Annotated in this window: 20 protein-coding genes; 7 read left to right on the top strand and 13 right to left on the bottom strand. The window is 41.9% G+C overall.

The window, feature by feature from the left end:
- The first annotated feature begins 382 nt into the window (after positions 1-382).
- A complete protein-coding gene (locus tag J8M01_RS17065) occupies positions 383-913 on the top strand; it encodes a gamma carbonic anhydrase family protein (RefSeq protein ID WP_192509205.1) in 531 nt (176 codons plus the stop codon).
- Here J8M01_RS17065 and J8M01_RS17060 read toward each other — a convergent pair.
- Both J8M01_RS17060 and aroE read right to left on the bottom strand, forming a co-directional pair.
- On the bottom strand, positions 899-1,141 hold the full coding sequence (locus tag J8M01_RS17060; RefSeq protein ID WP_192509204.1) for a DUF1488 domain-containing protein: 243 nt from the start codon (positions 1,139-1,141) through the stop codon (positions 899-901). The genes J8M01_RS17065 and J8M01_RS17060 overlap by 15 nt on opposite strands.
- Positions 1,142-1,143: 2 nt before the next feature.
- Positions 1,144-1,962, bottom strand: a complete 819-nt coding sequence (aroE, locus tag J8M01_RS17055; RefSeq protein WP_192509203.1) for a shikimate dehydrogenase — start codon at positions 1,960-1,962, stop codon at positions 1,144-1,146.
- Positions 1,963-1,992: 30 nt separating this feature from the next.
- On the opposite strand from aroE, the gene J8M01_RS17050 reads away from it, so the two are divergent.
- Positions 1,993-2,442: a group II truncated hemoglobin gene (locus J8M01_RS17050; protein WP_211058750.1), complete on the top strand. Its 450-nt coding sequence runs from the start codon at positions 1,993-1,995 to the stop codon at positions 2,440-2,442.
- A gap of 105 nt (positions 2,443-2,547) precedes the next feature.
- On the top strand, positions 2,548-4,155 hold the full coding sequence (locus tag J8M01_RS17045) for a methyl-accepting chemotaxis protein (RefSeq protein WP_192509224.1): 1,608 nt from the start codon (positions 2,548-2,550) through the stop codon (positions 4,153-4,155).
- A gap of 72 nt (positions 4,156-4,227) precedes the next feature.
- Here J8M01_RS17045 and hemF read toward each other — a convergent pair whose 3' ends face one another.
- The 6 genes from hemF to J8M01_RS17015 form a co-directional block, all read right to left on the bottom strand.
- Positions 4,228-5,148 (bottom strand): oxygen-dependent coproporphyrinogen oxidase, encoded by a 921-nt coding sequence (gene hemF / locus J8M01_RS17040; RefSeq protein ID WP_211058749.1) that lies wholly within the window; start codon positions 5,146-5,148, stop codon positions 4,228-4,230.
- 6 nt (positions 5,149-5,154) lie between these two features.
- A complete protein-coding gene (locus J8M01_RS17035) occupies positions 5,155-5,715 on the bottom strand; it encodes an L-threonylcarbamoyladenylate synthase (protein WP_211058752.1) in 561 nt (186 codons plus the stop codon).
- A gap of 20 nt (positions 5,716-5,735) precedes the next feature.
- Complete coding sequence (locus J8M01_RS17030) at positions 5,736-6,305, bottom strand: topoisomerase DNA-binding C4 zinc finger domain-containing protein (RefSeq protein ID WP_192509200.1); 570 nt, start codon at positions 6,303-6,305, stop codon at positions 5,736-5,738.
- 96 nt (positions 6,306-6,401) lie between these two features.
- Positions 6,402-6,875, bottom strand: coding sequence for a DUF494 family protein (locus J8M01_RS17025; RefSeq protein WP_192509199.1), 474 nt, complete (start codon positions 6,873-6,875; stop codon positions 6,402-6,404).
- 2 nt (positions 6,876-6,877) lie between these two features.
- Positions 6,878-7,969, bottom strand: coding sequence for a DNA-processing protein DprA (gene dprA / locus J8M01_RS17020; protein ID WP_211058748.1), 1,092 nt, complete (start codon positions 7,967-7,969; stop codon positions 6,878-6,880).
- A 28-nt stretch (positions 7,970-7,997) separates the two neighbouring features.
- The gene (locus tag J8M01_RS17015) at positions 7,998-9,119 is read right to left on the bottom strand and encodes a LysM domain-containing protein (protein ID WP_210997982.1); all 1,122 of its coding nucleotides are present in this window, start codon (positions 9,117-9,119) and stop codon (positions 7,998-8,000) included.
- 118 nt (positions 9,120-9,237) lie between these two features.
- Here J8M01_RS17015 and def point away from each other — a divergent pair, with 118 nt between their 5' ends.
- The 4 genes from def to trkA are packed head-to-tail and all read left to right on the top strand — an operon-like array spanning position 9,238 to position 13,404.
- A complete protein-coding gene (gene def / locus J8M01_RS17010; protein ID WP_192509196.1) occupies positions 9,238-9,747 on the top strand; it encodes a peptide deformylase in 510 nt (169 codons plus the stop codon).
- Positions 9,748-9,780: 33 nt separating this feature from the next.
- Positions 9,781-10,725, top strand: a complete 945-nt coding sequence (fmt, locus tag J8M01_RS17005; RefSeq protein ID WP_211058747.1) for a methionyl-tRNA formyltransferase — start codon at positions 9,781-9,783, stop codon at positions 10,723-10,725.
- Positions 10,725-12,011 (top strand): 16S rRNA (cytosine(967)-C(5))-methyltransferase RsmB, encoded by a 1,287-nt coding sequence (rsmB, locus tag J8M01_RS17000; protein ID WP_211058746.1) that lies wholly within the window; start codon positions 10,725-10,727, stop codon positions 12,009-12,011. The genes fmt and rsmB overlap by 1 nt, the downstream gene beginning before the upstream one ends.
- Positions 12,012-12,027: 16 nt before the next feature.
- Positions 12,028-13,404, top strand: a complete 1,377-nt coding sequence (trkA, locus tag J8M01_RS16995; RefSeq protein WP_211050543.1) for a Trk system potassium transporter TrkA — start codon at positions 12,028-12,030, stop codon at positions 13,402-13,404.
- A gap of 17 nt (positions 13,405-13,421) precedes the next feature.
- Here trkA and J8M01_RS16990 read toward each other — a convergent pair whose 3' ends face one another.
- From J8M01_RS16990 to J8M01_RS16970, 5 genes are all read right to left on the bottom strand, one after another.
- The gene (locus J8M01_RS16990) at positions 13,422-14,105 is read right to left on the bottom strand and encodes a flagellar brake protein (RefSeq protein WP_211058745.1); all 684 of its coding nucleotides are present in this window, start codon (positions 14,103-14,105) and stop codon (positions 13,422-13,424) included.
- 188 nt (positions 14,106-14,293) lie between these two features.
- On the bottom strand, positions 14,294-15,745 hold the full coding sequence (locus tag J8M01_RS16985; RefSeq protein ID WP_210997978.1) for a TrkH family potassium uptake protein: 1,452 nt from the start codon (positions 15,743-15,745) through the stop codon (positions 14,294-14,296).
- A 50-nt stretch (positions 15,746-15,795) separates the two neighbouring features.
- Complete coding sequence (locus tag J8M01_RS16980; RefSeq protein ID WP_211058744.1) at positions 15,796-16,410, bottom strand: YigZ family protein; 615 nt, start codon at positions 16,408-16,410, stop codon at positions 15,796-15,798.
- A gap of 71 nt (positions 16,411-16,481) precedes the next feature.
- Positions 16,482-17,804, bottom strand: a complete 1,323-nt coding sequence (gene pepQ, locus J8M01_RS16975; protein WP_210997976.1) for a Xaa-Pro dipeptidase — start codon at positions 17,802-17,804, stop codon at positions 16,482-16,484.
- A gap of 107 nt (positions 17,805-17,911) precedes the next feature.
- Positions 17,912-19,798 carry a transglycosylase SLT domain-containing protein gene (locus tag J8M01_RS16970; protein ID WP_211058743.1) on the bottom strand — a complete coding sequence of 629 codons (1,887 nt, stop codon included), beginning with the start codon at positions 19,796-19,798 and terminating at the stop codon, positions 17,912-17,914.
- Positions 19,799-19,949 lie beyond the last annotated feature (151 nt).

Below are 19,949 nucleotides of genomic sequence, written 5' to 3'. Positions count from 1 at the left end.
GCGACGATTAAGCACTTTGCTTTATCTCGCTAGGGCTGCGCATATTACGCTTTCCTATTTTTTTGTCAACACTTAAATTTAAAAGTTTTTCTTAAATGAAAAGTTAATTTAAGTTTTACTCGACGCTGCCTGCGTTTTGCTTTGCTAAGTTAGCGCAGCGCTCCGTGTCAGTGGGGTCGCATTATAGGGAGATGCAGAAAAAGCGCAAGCCTTTATTTGAAGAAAAGTGATAAAAATATCGTGTTCGAGCAAAATTACAACGAAAGCTCTATTTTTGCTACTTTTATGCACGATATACGATGTTTAAATCACCTATAGCCTAACAACGCAGTTAGTTTTACACTAGCCCTATTAGAATACTCTCTCAAACTGGGGCATTTAAATGCTAAGAAGCTATAAAGGGATCACACCCACTCTTCATGAATCTACTTATATAGATGAATCAGCAGTACTCGTTGGTAACATCACGATTGGTAAAGACAGCAGTGTTTGGCCTCTCGTCGCCGCTAGGGGTGATGTTAACTATATAAAAATAGGCGAGAGAACTAACGTACAAGATGGTTCTGTATTACATCTAACCCGCGCAACGACCAATAACCCAAGTGGCTACCCATTGATCATTGGCGATGATGTCACTGTTGGTCATAAAGTTATGCTGCACGGGTGCACATTAGGAAATCGAATTCTGGTGGGTATGGGTGCAATAGTTATGGACAATGTGATTGTAGGAGATGATGTGATCATTGGTGGCGGCTCATTAGTGCCACCAAACAAGACCCTAGAAGCCGGCTTTCTGTATGTTGGCAGTCCAGTAAAGCAAGCTCGACCATTAAATCCTGAGGAACTTGCCTTTTTAAAAGTATCAGCACAAAACTATGTACAGCTTAAAGATGAATACTTACAAGAAAGCTAATTTAATACTGCCATCGGGCTGATACACTTCATCCTCGATTAGTTGCTCAGCTTGAATTTCATAGTCAAATTGATGCTGAGCAAAATGGGCCAATGCCTTGCTTTGCTCATTTATAGGTGTAGTAATAATGCAAGGTACTATCATGCCCGAAACCATCGCATTAAAAGTTAACGTACAAGACACCACATCAAACTCTATTTGATCATTAAACAAAATACCTTGATTCATTATTAACTCGCTTCTCTCATCACTTGGTACACAATTTTTGTATCTGGCAGTGTATCTCGCCATAACAGGTAGGCCTCAGCCGCTTGCCCGACCAACATCCCTAGACCATCAACTAACTTACACTGCGCATTATATTGCGATACCCACTTTAAAAAGCTCGTAGTTTCATCGGCATAAAACATATCATACGCAAATTGACACTGCGCAATCAGGTGAGCATCGATGTTTGGCACTTGCCCTGACACACTCAACGATGTGCTGTTAATCACGATGTCAAAGCGCTCATTTGGAATTTCATCAAGTGCATAACTACTAACGGCCCCGTAAGAGTGAAACTCTTTGGCTAAAATAGTGGCTTTCTCAACAGAGCGATTGGCAATTACTATTTCCTTGACACCCGCGCAAAGTAAAGGGTAAATACAGCCTCGTGCCGCGCCACCCGCACCCAATAATAATAGCCGAGCGCCATTTAACTGTGCCCCTTGGTCAAGTAAGTCTTTAACTAACCCTGCGCCATCGGTATTGTCGCCCAACAATCGGCCATCCTCTAAGCGTTTCAACGTATTTACAGCACCAGCTAATTTCGCCCGCTGTGTGAGCGTATCAGCTAACGCATAAGCCTGCTCTTTAAAGGGCAAGGTTATATTAGCGCCACACCCTCCACTAGAAAAAAATGCTTCAACACTTGATTGAAAGCCATCTAATGGTGCTAAAATCGCTTCATAACTCAGCGTATCACCACATTGCTTTGCAAATTGCTGATGAATAGTCGGTGATTTCGAATGTTTTATGGGGTGCCCAAACACCGCGTATTTATCCATTTATTTTTAGCCTAGAAGTTAGCAACAATCATGAAGCAGTTAATTAAACGCATCTTTAATAAAGATGCAAGTAAAGTTGCAGCGCAACCCGCTCCAACCCCAGAGAAAACCCCTTATGAAATCATTGGTGGTGAACAAGGCGCGCGCGCTTTAGCCAATCGTTTTTACGACATAATGGCATCAGACCCTTACGCAAAGCCACTTTATGATATGCACCCGCAACCTTTGGATAGGATCCGACAGGTATTTTTTGAGTTTCTTTCTGGATGGTTAGGCGGGCCAGATTTGTTTGCTGAGAAATATGGTCACCCAAGATTACGCCAAAGACACATGCCCTTCCCCATTGATACTGCGCTCAAAGACCAATGGATGCACTGTATGAACAAAAGTTTGGATATAGAAATAGATAATCCATTATTACGAGAAGGCTTGCGTAATTCGCTCGGCCAGCTCGCAGGTCATATGATAAATCAACACTAAACATGCCTAATCAATGTAGCAATTAGCGCAAGACTTATTGCGCTAAGTCAAATTTAACTCGTCATAAAACACGCATAATACCCTTCTGTTTTTCTCGAATGAGTGGTGTGCGTGAAATCTATTCAACATAAAATTTATGCCTTACTGGCAATTACCGGCCTTTTGGTTCTGATCGCCAGTATATTAAGTAATAGCCACCAGCAACAAACCCTTGCTCAAGACACTGTTGAAAACAATATTAGGTTATTAGCAGACAATTATTTCGACTCAATTAATACCATGATGCTTACAGGCACCATGGCAAACCGAGAGATACTCAGCAACAAGCTGCGTGACCACCCTAATATTGAAGATGCCCATATTATTCGCTCTGCAAAGGTCAATAAACTCTATGGGCCGGGCAATAATAATCAATCAGCGAGTAACGCAGCTGAAATTGCAGCACTCAATGGCACGGAAACACTCGTTATTGAACAGCGTAATGATGACCGGATCATGACCTACCTAAAACCCATGATCGCAAGCAGTGATTATAAAGGTACAAATTGCCTTGGTTGCCATCAAGCCAACGAAGGGGACGTTTTAGGAGTAGTGCGTATCAGTTATTCACTTACCGGCATAGACAACACCGTTCACCAAAATACGCTAGTCAGTACAGGTTTACTCTCTGCTATTTTCTTGTTTACCTTTATCATTCTGGGGGGGTTATTCAGAAAGCTATTTATTGTCAGGCTAAAAGCCTTAGGTAAAACAATGCGCTTAGCTACTCAAAATAAAGATTTAAGCCTACGTATTAATGATACGATTGATGATGAACTCGGCCGTTTGGCCTGTAACTTTAATAGAATGATGGCATCATTCACTGATAATATTTCGCAAGTATCGCATTCAGCCAAAGTCCTTATTCACTCTGCTGAAACCATTTATACCTCGGCAGATACCACCGAGCGCGCTATCTTAGAGCAAAAGCAAGGCACTGACTCTGTTGCAGCCGCCATTAATGAACTCGAAAGTTCATCGAGTGAAGTTAAAAATACCACACATTTCGCTTCAGAAAAGTCAGAGAGCAGTAATCACCTTGCTGAGCAAAGCATGGCAATCGCCAATCATACTGAGCAAAGTATTAATCAACTTGCTACGGATATTCGCCAAGCTGGTGAGCAGGTGAGCCAACTGCAATCACAAACATTGGAAGTCGGTAAGGTACTAGAAGTGATCAGTAGTATTGCCGAACAAACCAACCTGCTTGCTCTCAATGCTGCGATAGAAGCCGCCCGAGCCGGTGAAGCCGGTCGTGGTTTCGCCGTGGTTGCTGATGAAGTCAGAACCCTTGCAACCCGTACCCATGATTCTACAGATGAAATAAAACGCACCATTGAAAAGTTGCAAAGTGAAGCAACTGATACAGTAAAAGCAATGAATGCGTCATGTGAAGAAGCTGACGAGCGCGCACAACAAGTCAAACAGGTTGCGCAAGCACTCAAAGACATCTCTGCACAAATGCATGGAATTAATGATCTTAATGTACAAATAGCGGATGCTACAGAACAGCAAAATTTAGCCGCTGAAGAAATAAACCAAAGTGTGGTTGCTATTCGAGATAACGCTGAACAGTCATTGGTTGATGCTCATGCCAGTAAAAATGTCAGTGAAGAGCTGCTAAACCTAGCTCGTTCACTTGATGAGCAAGTACGAAGCTTTAAGCTCGAATAACTCAATTCTGATCTATGTTAAGCAAAAAGGCACCATCACTGGTGCCTTTTTTATCTCTTAGTACAATTGAGTTTAGTTTTGTTGACCCAACCAATCTTGTGGTTTTAAGAAATGATCGTACAACGTAAACTCTGCACTACCTGGTTCTGGGGTAAAGTTATACTCCCAACGTGCTAACGGTGGCATAGACATTAATATAGATTCTGTTCGCCCCCCAGTTTGTAAGCCGAATAAAGTGCCCCTATCCCAAACTAAGTTAAATTCAACATAACGACCACGGCGATACAGTTGGAACTGGCGTTCATGCTCGCCATACGGAGTCTCTTTACGACGTTCAATTAATGGTACATATGCCTCTAAGAAGCCATTACCCACCGCTTGCATAAAGGCAAAGCTCTTATCGAAGCCCCATTTATTTAAATCATCAAAAAACAGGCCGCCCACACCACGAGTTTCTTGGCGATGCTTCAAATAGAAATAATCATCACACCACTTTTTGTAATCATCATAAATCTCGTCACCAAACGGCTGACATAAGTCTTTTGCCACCTGATGCCAATGCTTTACGTCATCAAGGACAGGGTAAAATGGCGTTAAATCAAACCCACCACCAAACCACCAAATAGGCGCTTCACCTTCTTTTTCAGCAATGAAAAATCGCACGTTGGCGTGACTGGTCGGTATATGAGGGTTCTTTGGGTGAATAACCAAAGACACTCCACACGCATGAAAACTTCTACCAGAAAGTTCAGGCCGATGCGCCGTGGCAGATGCTGGCATTGATTTACCAAAAACATGTGAGTAATTAACGCCCCCTTGTTCTATAACTGCGCCATCGCGAATAACCCGCGTTCTTCCGCCCCCACCTTCTACTCGCTGCCATTCATCTTCAACAAATTTGGCTTGCCCATCTGCTTGTTCTAAGCCTGCACAGATATGATCTTGTAATGACAATAAAAAAGCTTTTACCGTCTCTAAATTAACATTGGCCATCTACAATTAGCTCCCTCTTAATACCGCACCAGTCAGTGCATGCTTTATTTGACTCGGAGCACTTGCTCCACCTAACGGCGCATCAACATAGAAACCAACTTGCGTGGTAAATACCCGCTTCGCTTCCTCTAAGCTTGCCACAGGTTCTTGGCCTGATAGATTTGCACTTGTTGACACCAGCGGCTTGCCAAATTGCTGACACAGTGCTTTCACTGTCGGGTGAGCTGTGACACGCACAGCAATAGTACTATGCACCCCCGTTAACCATTTAGGTGTACTTGTTTTAGCTGGTAGCACCCATGTTACGGCCCCAGGCCAAGAAGAAAAAATATCAGCACGCATATCCATTGGAATTTTCGTATCATCTACGTACTGTAAGCATTGACTATAGTTATCAGCAATTAAGATCAGCCCCTTAGCAACATCTCTTTGCTTGATGGCTAACAATGCTTCAACAGCATTCTGATTATCAGGATCACAACCTAAGCCAAATACGGCTTCTGTTGGATAACATATCACTTGGCCTTGTGTTAAAGCTTGAACAACATTATTAGGCTCTATTGACATCGCATTTTCAGATGAATTACTCACTGCGGTTTCTCTATTTTGTGCTGGCAGGACTTTTGCGGGCATTGTAACACAGCTTTTCCTGCCCTTTGCTTTTCTAACATGACTCCCCAACCACATTCAGGGCAAGTATGTACGACTGGTTGCTGATTCACGCTATATTTGCATTTGGGGTAGCAATCGCAGGAGTAAAAGAACTTACCAAACTTATTTTTACGTTTAGCTAACTGCCCTTTCTGACATTTAGGGCACCCAATCTCTTCTGGCTGCTCTTCTTGTTCATCGTGCACGATATAATTGCACTGCGGATAGCCAGTACACCCTATAAACATGCCATAGCGACCATTACGGATCACTAAATGATTGCCACATTCAGGGCAAGGCGATTCATCTAGAATTTTAATGTCATGATTATCGTGCTGGGCTAACGGTGTAATATGTTCACAGGTAGGATAACTCGTGCAGCCCAAAAATGGTCCATTTTTACTATGCTTCATGACTAATTCAGAACCACACTCGGGGCAAGGCTCATGTTCTTTGTCCAATGCATGCTGTTGTGCATTGAATAGCGAAGGGTCAATTTTGGTCATAGTACCTACTGAGGCTGCACGTAATTGCGCCTAATATAACTCCATCATATCTTGGGTCAAGGAGTTATAGTCATTCCATCAAGAAACCCTCACATATTAATGTAAATACTCAGTTGGCTCATCAAAAATCAGGTCTTCCATTTGCGCATAGGCGTGTTCTTTACCTGGCACATTGAACAACACCATTAAAATAACCCATTTTAAGTCATCAAGACCAATATACGGTTTTTCTAAAGCAAATAACCTATCAATAATCATTTCACGTGTAATACTATCAATCACCCCTACACGCTCAACAAACATAATAAACCCTCGACATTGAACATCTAACATTTGACATTCTTTCTCTGTATAAATCCGTACGGCTTGATCTGCCGTAGCATTTAAATAAGGGATCTCATCGCTGTGTTGAAGATCAGCCAGCTGTTCTAACCAATCTAATGCTTTATAAATTTCATCTTGGTTAAACCCAGCTCGTAACAATTCGTCAGTTAATTCATTTTGCTCAACAAAAATATCTGCTTCGCTGTGGATATAGTTTTCAAATAAGTACATTAAAATATCAAACATAACTAACCCCTTGCTAATTTGATATAGCCGTTCAATACACGCTCTACTTTATCTTCTAACTCTAGATCTAATAATCGCGCGACGACTTTTTCAACTGGCCATTGTGTTCTTTGCGTCAAGGTATCTACACTGGTTACCTCAAAGCCTAAGTTTTGTAATACGCGACAATCCTCCTGTGAGATATCATTTTTAGCCATACTCTCTATAGTATATAGACTGTTTTCTGGCAAAAAGCTCACTTCTTCTAGAATATCACTCACATGCTCCGTAAGCTTAGCGCCTTGTTTTAGTAAAAAATGACCCCCTTGTGAGAGTGGGTTTTTAATAGACCCTGGTATAGCAAATACCTCACGGTTTTGTTCCAACGCATAACGCGCAGTGATCAGTGATCCACTCTTAATTTCAGCTTCAACCAAAAGTACACCTAAAGAAAGTCCGGATATAATTCGATTCCTACGAGGGAAGTTACATGCTTTGGCCAGCGTGCCTGGTAAGAACTCACTTACCACTAACCCATGCTCAATGATTTGCTGATAAAGCTGCTGATGTCGTTTGGGATAAATTATATCGGTACCAGTACCCAGCACTGCGATTGTCTCACCCAAATGTGCTAACGCACCTTTGTGTGCAGCACCATCAACACCTCGCGCTAAGCCTGAGGTCACAACCAAGCCTGATTGCGTTAACTGATAAGAAAACTCAGCAGCAATTTCTAACCCAGTAGCCGTCGCACTGCGACTCCCTACAATCGCAATCTGTGGTTGTACGAGTAAATCAATATTTCCACGACAAAATAGAAGTAAAGGCGCGGTGCATATCTGTTTCAATAACGGGGGATAGCGACTATCAAAATATGACACAATCGCTATAGATAAAGTTTCACAATGACTAATAAGTGCATCGATATATTGCCAGTCAACTTTCACAAGTTGTACGGCTACAGACTCTGCTAATCCTAAGTTTTTTAGTTCATCAATATTTAAATTAAACAGGTGATTCAAATCACCATGATCCATTAGGGCCTTAATACTAGATAGACCGAGCCCTTTGCATAAATATAGCGCCATACAGCGCGATAGTGACAATTGCGACATGCTCCCTCCTTAGAGCATTCGAGTAAAGTTATTCTGCGCTAACAGTATCTCCAACTCGAATTGGATGTATCGATTTAATAACCATTGCATAACTAATGTCGTCATACACTTTAAACACCATTAGCTCTCCTACCTTTTCCTTAGGCATAGTCCAAACAACACTATTCTCTGTATTACCTTTTCCAAACAGCTCTCTGACACTTTTCATAAACTTTTCCAAGCTATTCGCATCTTCAACGTAGCGAGGACCATGTTTACCTTCAATAACTGTAGGTGATTGTTTCTTAATATCAAGAATATGCCCTTCTTTAAGCGCGGCATTACGTCCTAGATTGAGCACCACAACAGCCGTCGTACCAAACTCCCGTAACTTATTGGTGCTAGCAATGATCATCCCCGCATCAATATTTTTAGGTTTCGCCATATGAAATTGCGCCGAATAGCTTTGCCCTTTTGAAATAGGTAAAAGCACATCCCCAGGCTTAATTTCTTGTTTGATCATTTCAACTTCCACAGAAGATGGAACACCATTTTGAATATTACCTACCCGTATTACCCGCGCGGAGCCAACCAACCTTGTTTCATAGGCTAATGTAGTGCCCGTCGCTAAATCTATATAAGGTTCGCCTTGACGATAAATACCATAATTTGCCGATAACGGAAGAGAACCTTTAACGTATAAGATATGACCAAGCGTACTCATTTTCACATTACGACTGGCTCCCAAAACAATAGGACTGTTATTCAATGCATCTTGATCTAGAGCTTGTTCATATTCAATAAATGGTTCAATCATCGCCAGCGGTAAAGTCGGTATTGCGGTGCTTTTTTGCACCGCCACTCGACTATGTGGTGAGAGTTTTTTTACCCCTTTATCTAACATGAGCATCGGACGCCCTTGAGCATCATATTGCAATGCTAAAACATCACCTGGGTAGATGCGATCCGGGTTATTCACTTGCGGATTCCATTGCCATAACTGACGCCATTTCCAAGGGGAACGCAAATATAAGTTAGAAATATCCCATAACGTGTCGCCTTTTTTAACAGTATATTGCTCTGGCGCACTCGATTTTAGATTTAAAGTATCTGCCAATATAGAGAATGAGGCACTCATGGCCATGAATAGCGCAGCAATTGGGTATTTCATTACGGCTTCCTTGAGTTATTTTTAGATATTATCAACCAAAACCTGTTAAAGGGGAACGTGAATGGCTAAAATAAGAACATACAATATCGCATTTTTAGCTCAACTGTAAAAGGTAACCATGGCAAAGTTAGAAGTACTTAGATTTCCAGATGAACGCTTACGCACTGTGGCGCAACCTGTGACTGAAGTAAATGACGAAATTCGTCAAATAGTAAAAGACATGATTGAAACCATGTATGACGAAAATGGCATAGGCTTAGCTGCCACTCAGGTTAACATTCATAAGCGTATCGTCGTGATCGATGTTTCTGAAGAACGCGATCAAGCGATGGTGTTAATTAATCCGGAGATCCTTGAAAAAGAAGGTGCTACTATTAGTGAAGAGGGCTGCTTGTCGGTACCTTATTCTTATGCAAAAGTGGACCGTGCAGAAAGTGTCAAAGTTAAGGCTCTGAATGAAAAAGGCGAAGAGTTTCATTACCAAGCCGATGGCTTATTGGCTATTTGTACGCAACATGAACTCGATCACCTAGTGGGCAAATTGTTTATCGATTATTTATCACCACTTAAACGTCAACGTATTCGTAAAAAGCTAGAAAAAGAAGCCAAACTTGCTTCACGTGCTTAACTCTTTTTAATTAAATTTGCATTGGATAACTCAGTGACCTCACCACTACGCATCGTTTTTGCCGGTACGCCCGATTTTGCCGCGCGCCATTTAAATGCCCTTATCAACTCCCAACATAATGTTGTGGGTGTTTATAGTATGCCCGACCGCCCTGCTGGTCGCGGCAAAAAATTAAAAGCAAGTGAAGTAAAGTTACTTGCCATGGAACATGATCTGCCCATATTTCAACCTGAAACGTTTAAGTCTATCGAAGCACAAGCTGAATTGGCAGCGCTTAATGCCGATGTAATGATAGTCGTCGCGTACGGTTTATTATTGCCTAAAGCAGTTTTAGACACACCAAAGCTTGGCTGCCTGAATGTACATGGTTCTATTTTACCCCGCTGGCGTGGTGCTGCACCAATTCAACGAGCGTTATGGGCAGGAGATTCTGAAACGGGTGTCACAATAATGCAAATGGACGAAGGCTTAGATACCGGTGATATGCTGTATATTGCGACTTGCCCAATCACAGCGCAAGACACCAGTGCGAGCCTGTATGATAAATTAGCTGAATTGGGCCCATCGGCATTGCTAGAGACACTTAACTTATTGATAAGCGACACAGCAACACCAATCAAACAAAACGATGACCTTGCTAACTATGCAAAAAAACTCTCTAAAGATGAAGCGAATATAGATTGGACTATGCCCGCAGTACAAATCGAACGTAATATCAGAGCATTCAACCCTTGGCCTGTTTGCTTTACTGTCATGCAGGAACAAGCGGTTAAAATTTGGCAAGCAACCGTACTCGATGAACAAGGTGATGCAGGAACAATTCTTCGTAGTGACAAACATGGCGTTGTCATCGCATGTGGCGAACAGGCTTTAGCAATTACTCAGTTACAACCACAAGGTAAAAAACCCATGTCAGCACAAGATTTTCTTAATGGTCGTGCTGAGTGGGTTACCACTGGTACTAAGGTAGGTCAATAATGGCGAACGTACGTGCACTCGCAGCTGAAGTGCTGTATCAAGTTGTCGATAAAGGTCAATCTCTCAATACACAATTACCTTTTGCAGCGCAAAAGGTACACGGGAAAGACAAAGCCCTATTGCAACAAATTTGCTATGGCGTATTAAGATACTTACCCACTCTAGAACACTACTGCCAGCAACTACTAGAGCAACCACTAAAAGGTAAACGCCGTGTTTACCAGTTCGTCTTATATGTAGGAATGTACCAGTTGCAATATATGCGTGTGCCTGAGCATGCAGCAGTGGCTGAAACCGTCGCCGCGGTCGAGTCAATGCGGGCGCCTGGTTTAAAAGGATTAATCAATGCTATTTTACGTACTTTCCAACGCCAGCAAGCAGAGTTAGAGGCCAGCGCAAATTTAATTCCCGTATGCCAATTCAATCACCCAGGCTGGTTTATCAAAAAATTACAAGCTACATACCCTGATACATGGCAAGATATATTAGATGAAAATCAACAACAAGCACCAATGTGGTTGCGCGTAAATCAACAGCACTACACAACTGCTGAGTACAGTGAGATGCTGGATGAGGATGGTATTGAGCACAGTATGGACGCACAGTACCAAGACGGCATACTCCTTGATAAACCGTGTGATGTGTTCACCTTGCCGGGCTTTAGAGAAGGTGCTTGCTCTGTACAAGACGCGGCTGCGCAGCTTGCCGCCAGACTACTAGACCCACAAGATGATGACTTAATTTTAGATGCCTGTGCCGCCCCTGGTGGTAAAACTTGCCACATACTTGAGTTAGCAGATGCTCGCGTGCACGCATTAGATGCCGATGACCAACGTCTAGAAAGAGTGGAACAAAATTTAAAGCGCATCGGACTGCGCGCAGAATGCATTCATGCGGACGCATCCACACCAGATACATGGTGGGATAGCACACAATATGACCGCATCTTGTTGGATGTGCCATGTTCAGCTACGGGGGTTATCCGCCGTCACCCCGACATAAAATGGCTGCGTCGTAAAACCGACATAGATGACCTTGCCGAGTTACAAGCCTCTATCTTGAAAAATATTTGGCCACTGTTAAAGCCCGGAGGCACATTAATTTACGCAACTTGCTCCGTATTGCCTGAAGAAAATGCACAGCAAGTAGCACAGTTTATTACACAAACCAATGATGCAATACATCATCCCTTGCATGATAATGACACACCTGAACAACCAGGTATGCAATTGTTACCCGGCTTAAGTGATGGTTTTTATTATGCCAAACTCACAAAAAAACAATAACAATAAGTCATAAACTATGAAGATCATTATCTTAGGTGCAGGGCAAGTTGGCGGTACACTGGCAGAAAACCTCGTAGGTGAACAAAACGAAATAACCGTTGTGGATATTGACGGCGATAGGCTACGTGAGTTACAAGACAAATATGATTTGCAGGGGGTCACTGGGCACAGTGCCCACCCTGATGTCTTACGTCAAGCAGGAGCCGAAGATGCCGATATGATCATCGCGGTAACCAGCTCAGACGAAGTCAATATGGTTGCTTGTCAGGTTGCTTATAGTATTTTTAATACGCCAACGAAAATTGCTCGGATCCGCTCTGAACAATATTTGAAATACCGAGAAAAGCTCTTTCATAATGACGACTTACCTGTTGATCACTATATTGCGCCAGAACAGCTCGTGACTAAATATATTCGCCGCTTAATCGACTATCCCGGTGCACTGCAGGTCTTGCAGTTTGCTGACGGGATGTTGTCATTGGTTGCGGTGAAAGCATATTACGGCGGATTATTGGTAGGTTACGCCCTATCCGCTTTAAAAGAGCATATTCCAAATGTTGATACCCGTGTTGCCGCAATTTACCGTCAAGGCAAAGCAATTAAACCTTTGGGCACAACGGTTATCGAGGCAGACGATGAGATATTCTTCATTGCCGCAACCAAGCATATTCGTGCCGTAATGAACGAATTACAAAAATTAGAACAATCATATCGAAAAATTATGATTGCGGGCGGCGGCAATATTGGAGCAGGATTAGCACGTTCACTTGAAAAAAATCACAGTGTAAAACTGATTGAAAGAAACCATAACCGAGCTGCGCAGCTATCTGAAATGTTAGATAATACAGTGGTGTTTTGTGGAGATGCGTCTGATCAAGAGCTATTGTCAGAAGAACATATCGAACAAGTTGATGCGTTTATAGCCGTTACTAATGACGATGAAGCCAATATCATGGCTGCGATGTTAGCTAAGCGTATGGGGGCACAAAAAACCATGGTGTTAATTCAACGTGGTGCCTACGTAGATTTAGTACAAGGCGGCGAAATAGACATCGCGATCTCACCGCAGCAAGCCACTATTTCGGCACTACTAACCCATGTGCGTCGTGGCGACATTGTAAATGTATATTCTTTACGTAAAGGTGCTGCAGAAGCAATTGAAGCCGTAGCACATGGGGATGAAACAACCTCGAAAGTTGTAGGTCGCTCAATCAGGGAGATTAAGCTTCCTATGGGCACAACCATTGGTGCCATCGTAAGAGATGATGAAGTGCTTATTGCTCACGATGACACCGTCATTATATCAGGTGACCATGTCATCATGTTTTTAATTGATAAGCGTCAAATTAGCGTAGTTGAGAAGTTATTCCAGGTGAGTGCGCTATTCGTCTAGCGCACTCAATTTATTGCCTATTGCTCTTCATGCAATATTGTTAAATCAATCAAGTACTCTTTTAAAATACTTTCCATGGTGTTTTGCTCTCCTGTTAGTCTAATACCAAGGGCAATTGTGTCATCTTGAGGATGCAAGCTACAAATTGAGCCTGATAACGTGATCTGTTGATTATTCTTCCCTTCAAGTAAGACTTTGCAGTCTTGCTCTTTCATATTTTCAGAGTCATTACCATCTTCATGGTGAATATCAAATTGTAACCCAGACAATGAAATATCTTTGATCACCCCAACACAAGAATGATCAGCTAAATTTATTACCGCAGGGATCAAGGTCGGCACACGTGTTTGAGCACGCAAGCAGTACGTTTGTACTTGTTTAGGAGGCATTAAAAAAACCAGTCGCGCAGGGTGAGAAGTCATTGCTTTAATTGTTGTTTTGAAAGCGATGACCTGGCCTTCTCCATGCTCTAATAATGCGCGAACAATGACCTGTGTCCCTTCTTTAATATAATCAACTGCTGCACCGAGGCGTTTAGAGCTAGGAAAGTTCAGCACTAAGAATTGTGCATCCAACTGACCGACAAATTCCGTTTTTAAACGCTTTGAGCCTGCCGGCATGATCACTTCAATATCTATCACACTACCAGCTGGGATCTGCGCAATATGGTGTCCGCTTCCTGCGGCGCTGGTTTTTAACATCACTCAACCTTACTAATATAATGACTAAACCACACAGTTCAGTCCAAGAAATAAGTATATACCTATTATATAAGCCTCAATTAAAAACCGATATTTACTTAAATGCAAGCTGAGAACCGCATATTCATGCTTAGAATAACGTAAGAGAAAGACAAGTGATACTGAAGTCCAAGTATCACCTAATACCATTACCCACGCCAAAATGTTGGGGTAAATAAAACTAATAAAGTAAATATTTCCAATCGACCAAATACCATCGCAATCGTCAATATCCACTTTGCAGTGTCTGTTATATCACCATAATGTGCCGCGACTTCGCCTAACCCAGGTCCTAAATTATTCAAGCATGCAGCCGTTGCTGAAAACGCTGTAATGTTATCCATTCCTGTACCAAGTAGTGCAATCATGATAATTACAAATACCAATGCATAGGCTGAAAAGAACCCCCATACGGCCTCAACTACTTTGTCTGGTAATGCTTTTCGACCTAGCTTAATTGAATAAATAGCGCGAGGATGTACCAATCGATTGAGCTCTCTCACGCCTTGAAGGTACAGCAAAAAGACCCGTACTACTTTCATCCCTCCGCCAGTAGATCCTGCACATCCACCAATAAAACTAGAAAAAATCAGTAATATAGGTAAAAATAATGGCCAAGCAGAAAAGTTATCGGTCGCAAATCCAGCTGTCGTGCTAATGGATACAGCCTGGAACAACGCCTGATCTAATGTTTCATCGCCATTAACATATACTTGATTTGACGACAGTACCGCAAAACATAACACTACCAATGCCAACTGAATAAAAAGAAATACTTTAAATTCAGGATCGCGCAAATATACCCGTACATTTCGACTTGATACAGCCGCATAATGCAATGAGAAATTTATCGCAGCAATGATTAAAAATACCACACAAATAAAATTAATTAAGGGGCTATCGAAATATCCCATCGACGCATCATAAGTAGAAAACCCGCCAATCGCTATCGTGGAAAAAGCATGGCAAATCGCATCAAACCACCCCATTCCTGCTGCCCAATATGAAACCGTACATGCAGCAGTAAGCGATACATAAATATACCAAAGGTGCTTTGCTGTATCGGCAATTCGAGGTGTCATTTTCGAATCTTTTACCGGCCCCGGAGTTTCAGCTCGATACAACTGCATACCACCCACGCCGAGCATGGGTAAAACAGCCACAGCCAAAACAATGATCCCCATACCACCAAGCCACTGCAATTGTTGTCGATAAAACAATACCGACTTAGGCAAATGTTCGATGCCAGTCAGCACCGTTGCGCCTGTCGTGGTAAGCCCTGAAAACGCTTCAAATACCGCATCAGCTAAAGACAAACTCGGTGTTTGTAAAAAGATCAACGGGACTGATGCAAATGACCCTAACACCAACCAAAATAGTACAACGATTAAAAAGCCTTCTCGTGCCTTTAAATCCCCCTTCTCTTTACGGTTAGGATAATATGCCAACATACCTATCACAATGCTAAATACGAAAGCTAAAACGAATGGTACACCACCACCGTCTTTATAGATCAATGACACCAAAGCTGGTGGTACCATAGTAATACTAAACAATGCCACCAGCTGGCCGAGAATTTTAATGATGGTACGAAATTGCATGCTGCTTTTCGCTTTTTCTGATTATTAGAACTAATTTAGCACCAATTGTCTTATTCTTTGATAGTTAACTCAACTACACCGTTACTTAAATCAAAAATTTCTTGTTGGGCTTGGCGCGCCTGACGATGATCAATACTAATTTTCCAGCAAACTGACGCACTATATTCTTTATCTATCGCTAAAATAGTAAAGTGTGACTGTAAGTACTGTTCAATAATACCTTGCAAGGCATAATCAGATTCGCCTTGTAATATAATTGAAGGTATTTTTAAGCGAGTTTCGAGTTCAACAAGGGCATTATTTAGCGACCCACCATACGCACGTACTAGTCCACCGGTACCAAGTTTAATGCCTCCAAAATAGCGTGTCGTCACTGCCGTGATTTCTCCAAGCCCGGAGCCAGTTAGTACATTCAGCATCGGTTTACCTGCGGTCCCATTCGGCTCACCATCATCAGAAAACCCATAAACATGACTACCTCCTGGCTGTCCCGCAACATGCGCCCAACAATTATGTCGCGCATCAGGGTAGTCCTCATTTATTTTTTTGATAAATGCTTTAGCATCGTCAAGCGTTGGCGTATGTGCAATATGCACTATAAACGTACTTTTTTTAATTTCTTCTTGGAACTTTAATGTATCACTCGGGATGTAATATTCTGACATACAATAATTGTGTACCTTAACAACAAAAGGGAGCTTTATGCTCCCTCATTCTAATTTAAACTTGCATAACCTTAATCTAAGTTCAAATCTCGTGTCATATTCTCTAGTTGGTCATCATGCACAATGATGTTATCTTCAATTCGAATACCGCCAAAAGGTTTTAACTCTGCCACTTTGTCCCAATTGATGTACTGCTTATTGTCTGTATCTGCTAAATCTCTCAATAATGAATCAATGAAATATAATCCAGGTTCAATGGTGAATACTTGATTGGCTTCAATTTTACGCGTACAACGCAAGAACGGATGACCTTCAGGTGGGTCTTGATGGGTACCACGCTCGTCAGCCATAAACCCACCCATGTCGTGTACTTGCAGACCTAGATGATGACCTAAACCATGAGGGAAAAACGTTGACGTAATACCTTTAGTAACAATGTCTTCTGCTGGTAGCTTTACAATATTAAAGTCAGCTAAAACTTGGGCAACACGATTGTGGCAATCAATATGCAGTTCACCATAGAGTTTGCCTGGTTGTAATGCCTTACCTAATGCGATTTGATGCTCATTCATGACTGACACTAAATCGGCAAACTGTCCTTGTTTAGCATAGTCATAGGTACGTGTGATATCAGATGCATAGCCATGAAAGTTTGCGCCTGCATCAATTAAGAATGATCGATGTTGCGCAGGTGCCTGACGATCAAAGTGGGTATAATGTAAAATTGCACAATTTTCATTTAGTGCCACTATATTGCCATACGGTGTATCATTTTCCATATGTGATGTTGCATTCAAATAAGCTTGCTGAATACCAAACTCGGATGCCCCTGCATAAAAAGCGTTTCTTGCTGCAGTGTGACCAAGTACAGCGATACGGTTTGCTTCACGTAAACACACTAACTCATACTGTGTTTTATAAGCACGATGAAAATGTAGATAATTCATCACTGGCTCTGGGTTCATTTGTGTAAACCCGAGCGCTTGTGCAACCTCTAAGTATTCACCGATATATCCATAACCGGCTTTATCATAAGGTAAAAACTTTTCAACTTGATCAGGTTTTAATAATAATTCGATATCGAAATAATCAGCCCAAAAATCGCTCGGCTCATCTGGTACTTTATGCCAAAAATCAACCGGACGATAAAATATCAACTTTGGTTTATCTGTGCCGTTCACGACTAACCAACAGTGGGGGTTATCTATTACCGGTAGCCACGCCTTAAATTGTGGGTTTACCTTGAACGGATAATACATATCATCTAAGAATTGACGTTTAGCTTGACCTGAATGGATCACAAGCCCTTCCAATCCTTCACGTTCTACGATTGTTTTTGTGCGCTGCTGTAACGTTGCAATATGCTCAGCATAATATTGTGCTAATTGTTCCATGGTGTACCCATTAAGTTTAATCTACCAATAAATCCAGTCTATCATAAGCGCTAAAAGCCAATCCAGCGAAGTCGCTAGATTGACTCTGTGGTAATACTTGATTCGACTCAGCCACCAATTTTCATATCCAAGATTGGTGCCAATACATTACCATCGCGACCCATTTTAGTGTGGTAAACTTGGCGGTAAGCAAAGACATTTTTAACATAATCACGCGTTTCTTTGTATGGGATCAATTCAATCCACAACTCTGCAGGCATCGCTTCATCTGGCAACCATTTTTTAATACGGTGATATCCCGCATTATAAGATGCAGTAGCCAGTATTTCATTTCCACCATTCTTCTTTTTTAAATACTCTAAGTAGTCAGTCCCTAAACGGATATTGGTAACTGGCTGAAATAGCTTTGTCTTAGAAACGCGTTGTTTACTTACATAACGCGCAGTGCTAGGTAGCAATTGCATTAACCCATAGGCATTAGCATGAGAGCGCGCATCAGGGGCAAAAGAGCTTTCACGACGCGCAACCGCGATACTCCAAGCCACATCAATATGGCTCTTTTCACTGTAACGATTAAATAAATCTTGATACGCAAGTGGGAAACGTAAATCGACATAGTCCCATGCTTTGATTTCTGCCAATGTATAAATAGTACTATCATACCAATCAAGATCAGCGGCCAATGTAGAGGCTGCTAATTTCTCTGGTGTACTCGATGTATTCGTCAAATAGTTCCACTCTCTCCTCGCTTCAGTATAACGTTTCATTTCATAGAGTGCTTTTGCACGTTTAAAACCGGGCGCTTCTGACACTTTAATCAATAATTCAGGAGAAACATCTAAGGGCTTAGCGTTAAGAGATATAGGTAAACCAAGCCGTTCTGCTGCTAAAAAACCGTAGTAATCTCTTTTAACAGCAAGACTTTGCCACAATTGCTTTGCTTTGGATTCGTTGCCGCGATGAGCATGACTATATGCTAACCAATACGTTTGACCGTTACTTAAGTTTTTCATGGGTGTAAACAAAGCCGTGATCCCTGCCCAATCCTGCTCTTTGAGCATATTACCCATCATCCATTGCTTTAATTTACTATCTTGGTTTTCAGACGGAACTTTATTCAACCAAAATCGCGCTTGTGGGTGGCCTTTCGATGCCAATGCAAGAGCAAAACGATATGCGACGCTGTCTTTTTGTGATTGCGTGAAAGGAAACATTTTTTGCAACTTATCCCAAGCTTTGAGCGCTAACTTCTGATCCCGCCAAATTAATCTGCGTACGCCATAAATTGCAATTTCAGCCTCTTTTATGGAGCGCTTTTTAAATCGGTATAACCCCGCAGCAGCACTTGGATCCCGCCTAACGGTCGCATATAAATCAGCTAGGTACGCCTGCTCCTTTGGTAACAAGGTTTTTAGATAACGTAGCAATGATGTTTGCCCCCCTTGCGCAGCTTTGGTAATTCGCTGCCATACCATGTCGTCGGTTCTATATCCTGCATTTTGCCATTGCTTGAATAAGCTATTACACGCACGAGGCTGGGATTTGCCCACGACCCAAAGTGGTTCGACCTGATTTAAAATGGCTTTTTTTGGCGCGCCTAAATCTAGCTGATATTTTAGATAGCTACAGTGCAACTCAGCATCTTTAGTAGGCTGGTAATACTCAACGAATAGCGCTTTTTTACTTCGCCTTTTCAGGTACTTTAACCAACTAGAACGCACCGGCCACTCTAGGGGAGTACCATCATACACACTCAGAAAATGCGCAATTTCCGCTTGATACTTTAGCTTGCTATTACGTTTATAAAAAGCCAGTTCCACATACGGTTTTAACGGATGATTTAGCGTTTGTAAGGACCGTTTAAACGCCTTGTGCTGTCCAGACCAAGCAATTCGCTCAGCAGCTTTAAATGCTTTATGAGTGTCATCTGCACAAGAAAACCAGCTAAATAGCCCAAGACTGGTAGCAGCAACATTCAAGATCCATGATTTCATAATGACCTAAATTGATTAAGTAAAAATAATATGCGGGCGTACCACACATGCTTTTGTAATACAGTAATTATCTAAAAATTCCACAGTATAGTGACTGCGCACATCTATACTGGAGGTGAATAAAATCAACATCTCCACCTTAGCATCAAAA

This window comes from Pseudoalteromonas sp. MMG005, assembly GCF_018101015.1.
In the GTDB taxonomy this organism is placed as follows: domain Bacteria; phylum Pseudomonadota; class Gammaproteobacteria; order Enterobacterales; family Alteromonadaceae; genus Pseudoalteromonas; species Pseudoalteromonas aurantia.
This window is presented reverse-complemented; position numbering and strand designations above follow the sequence as displayed.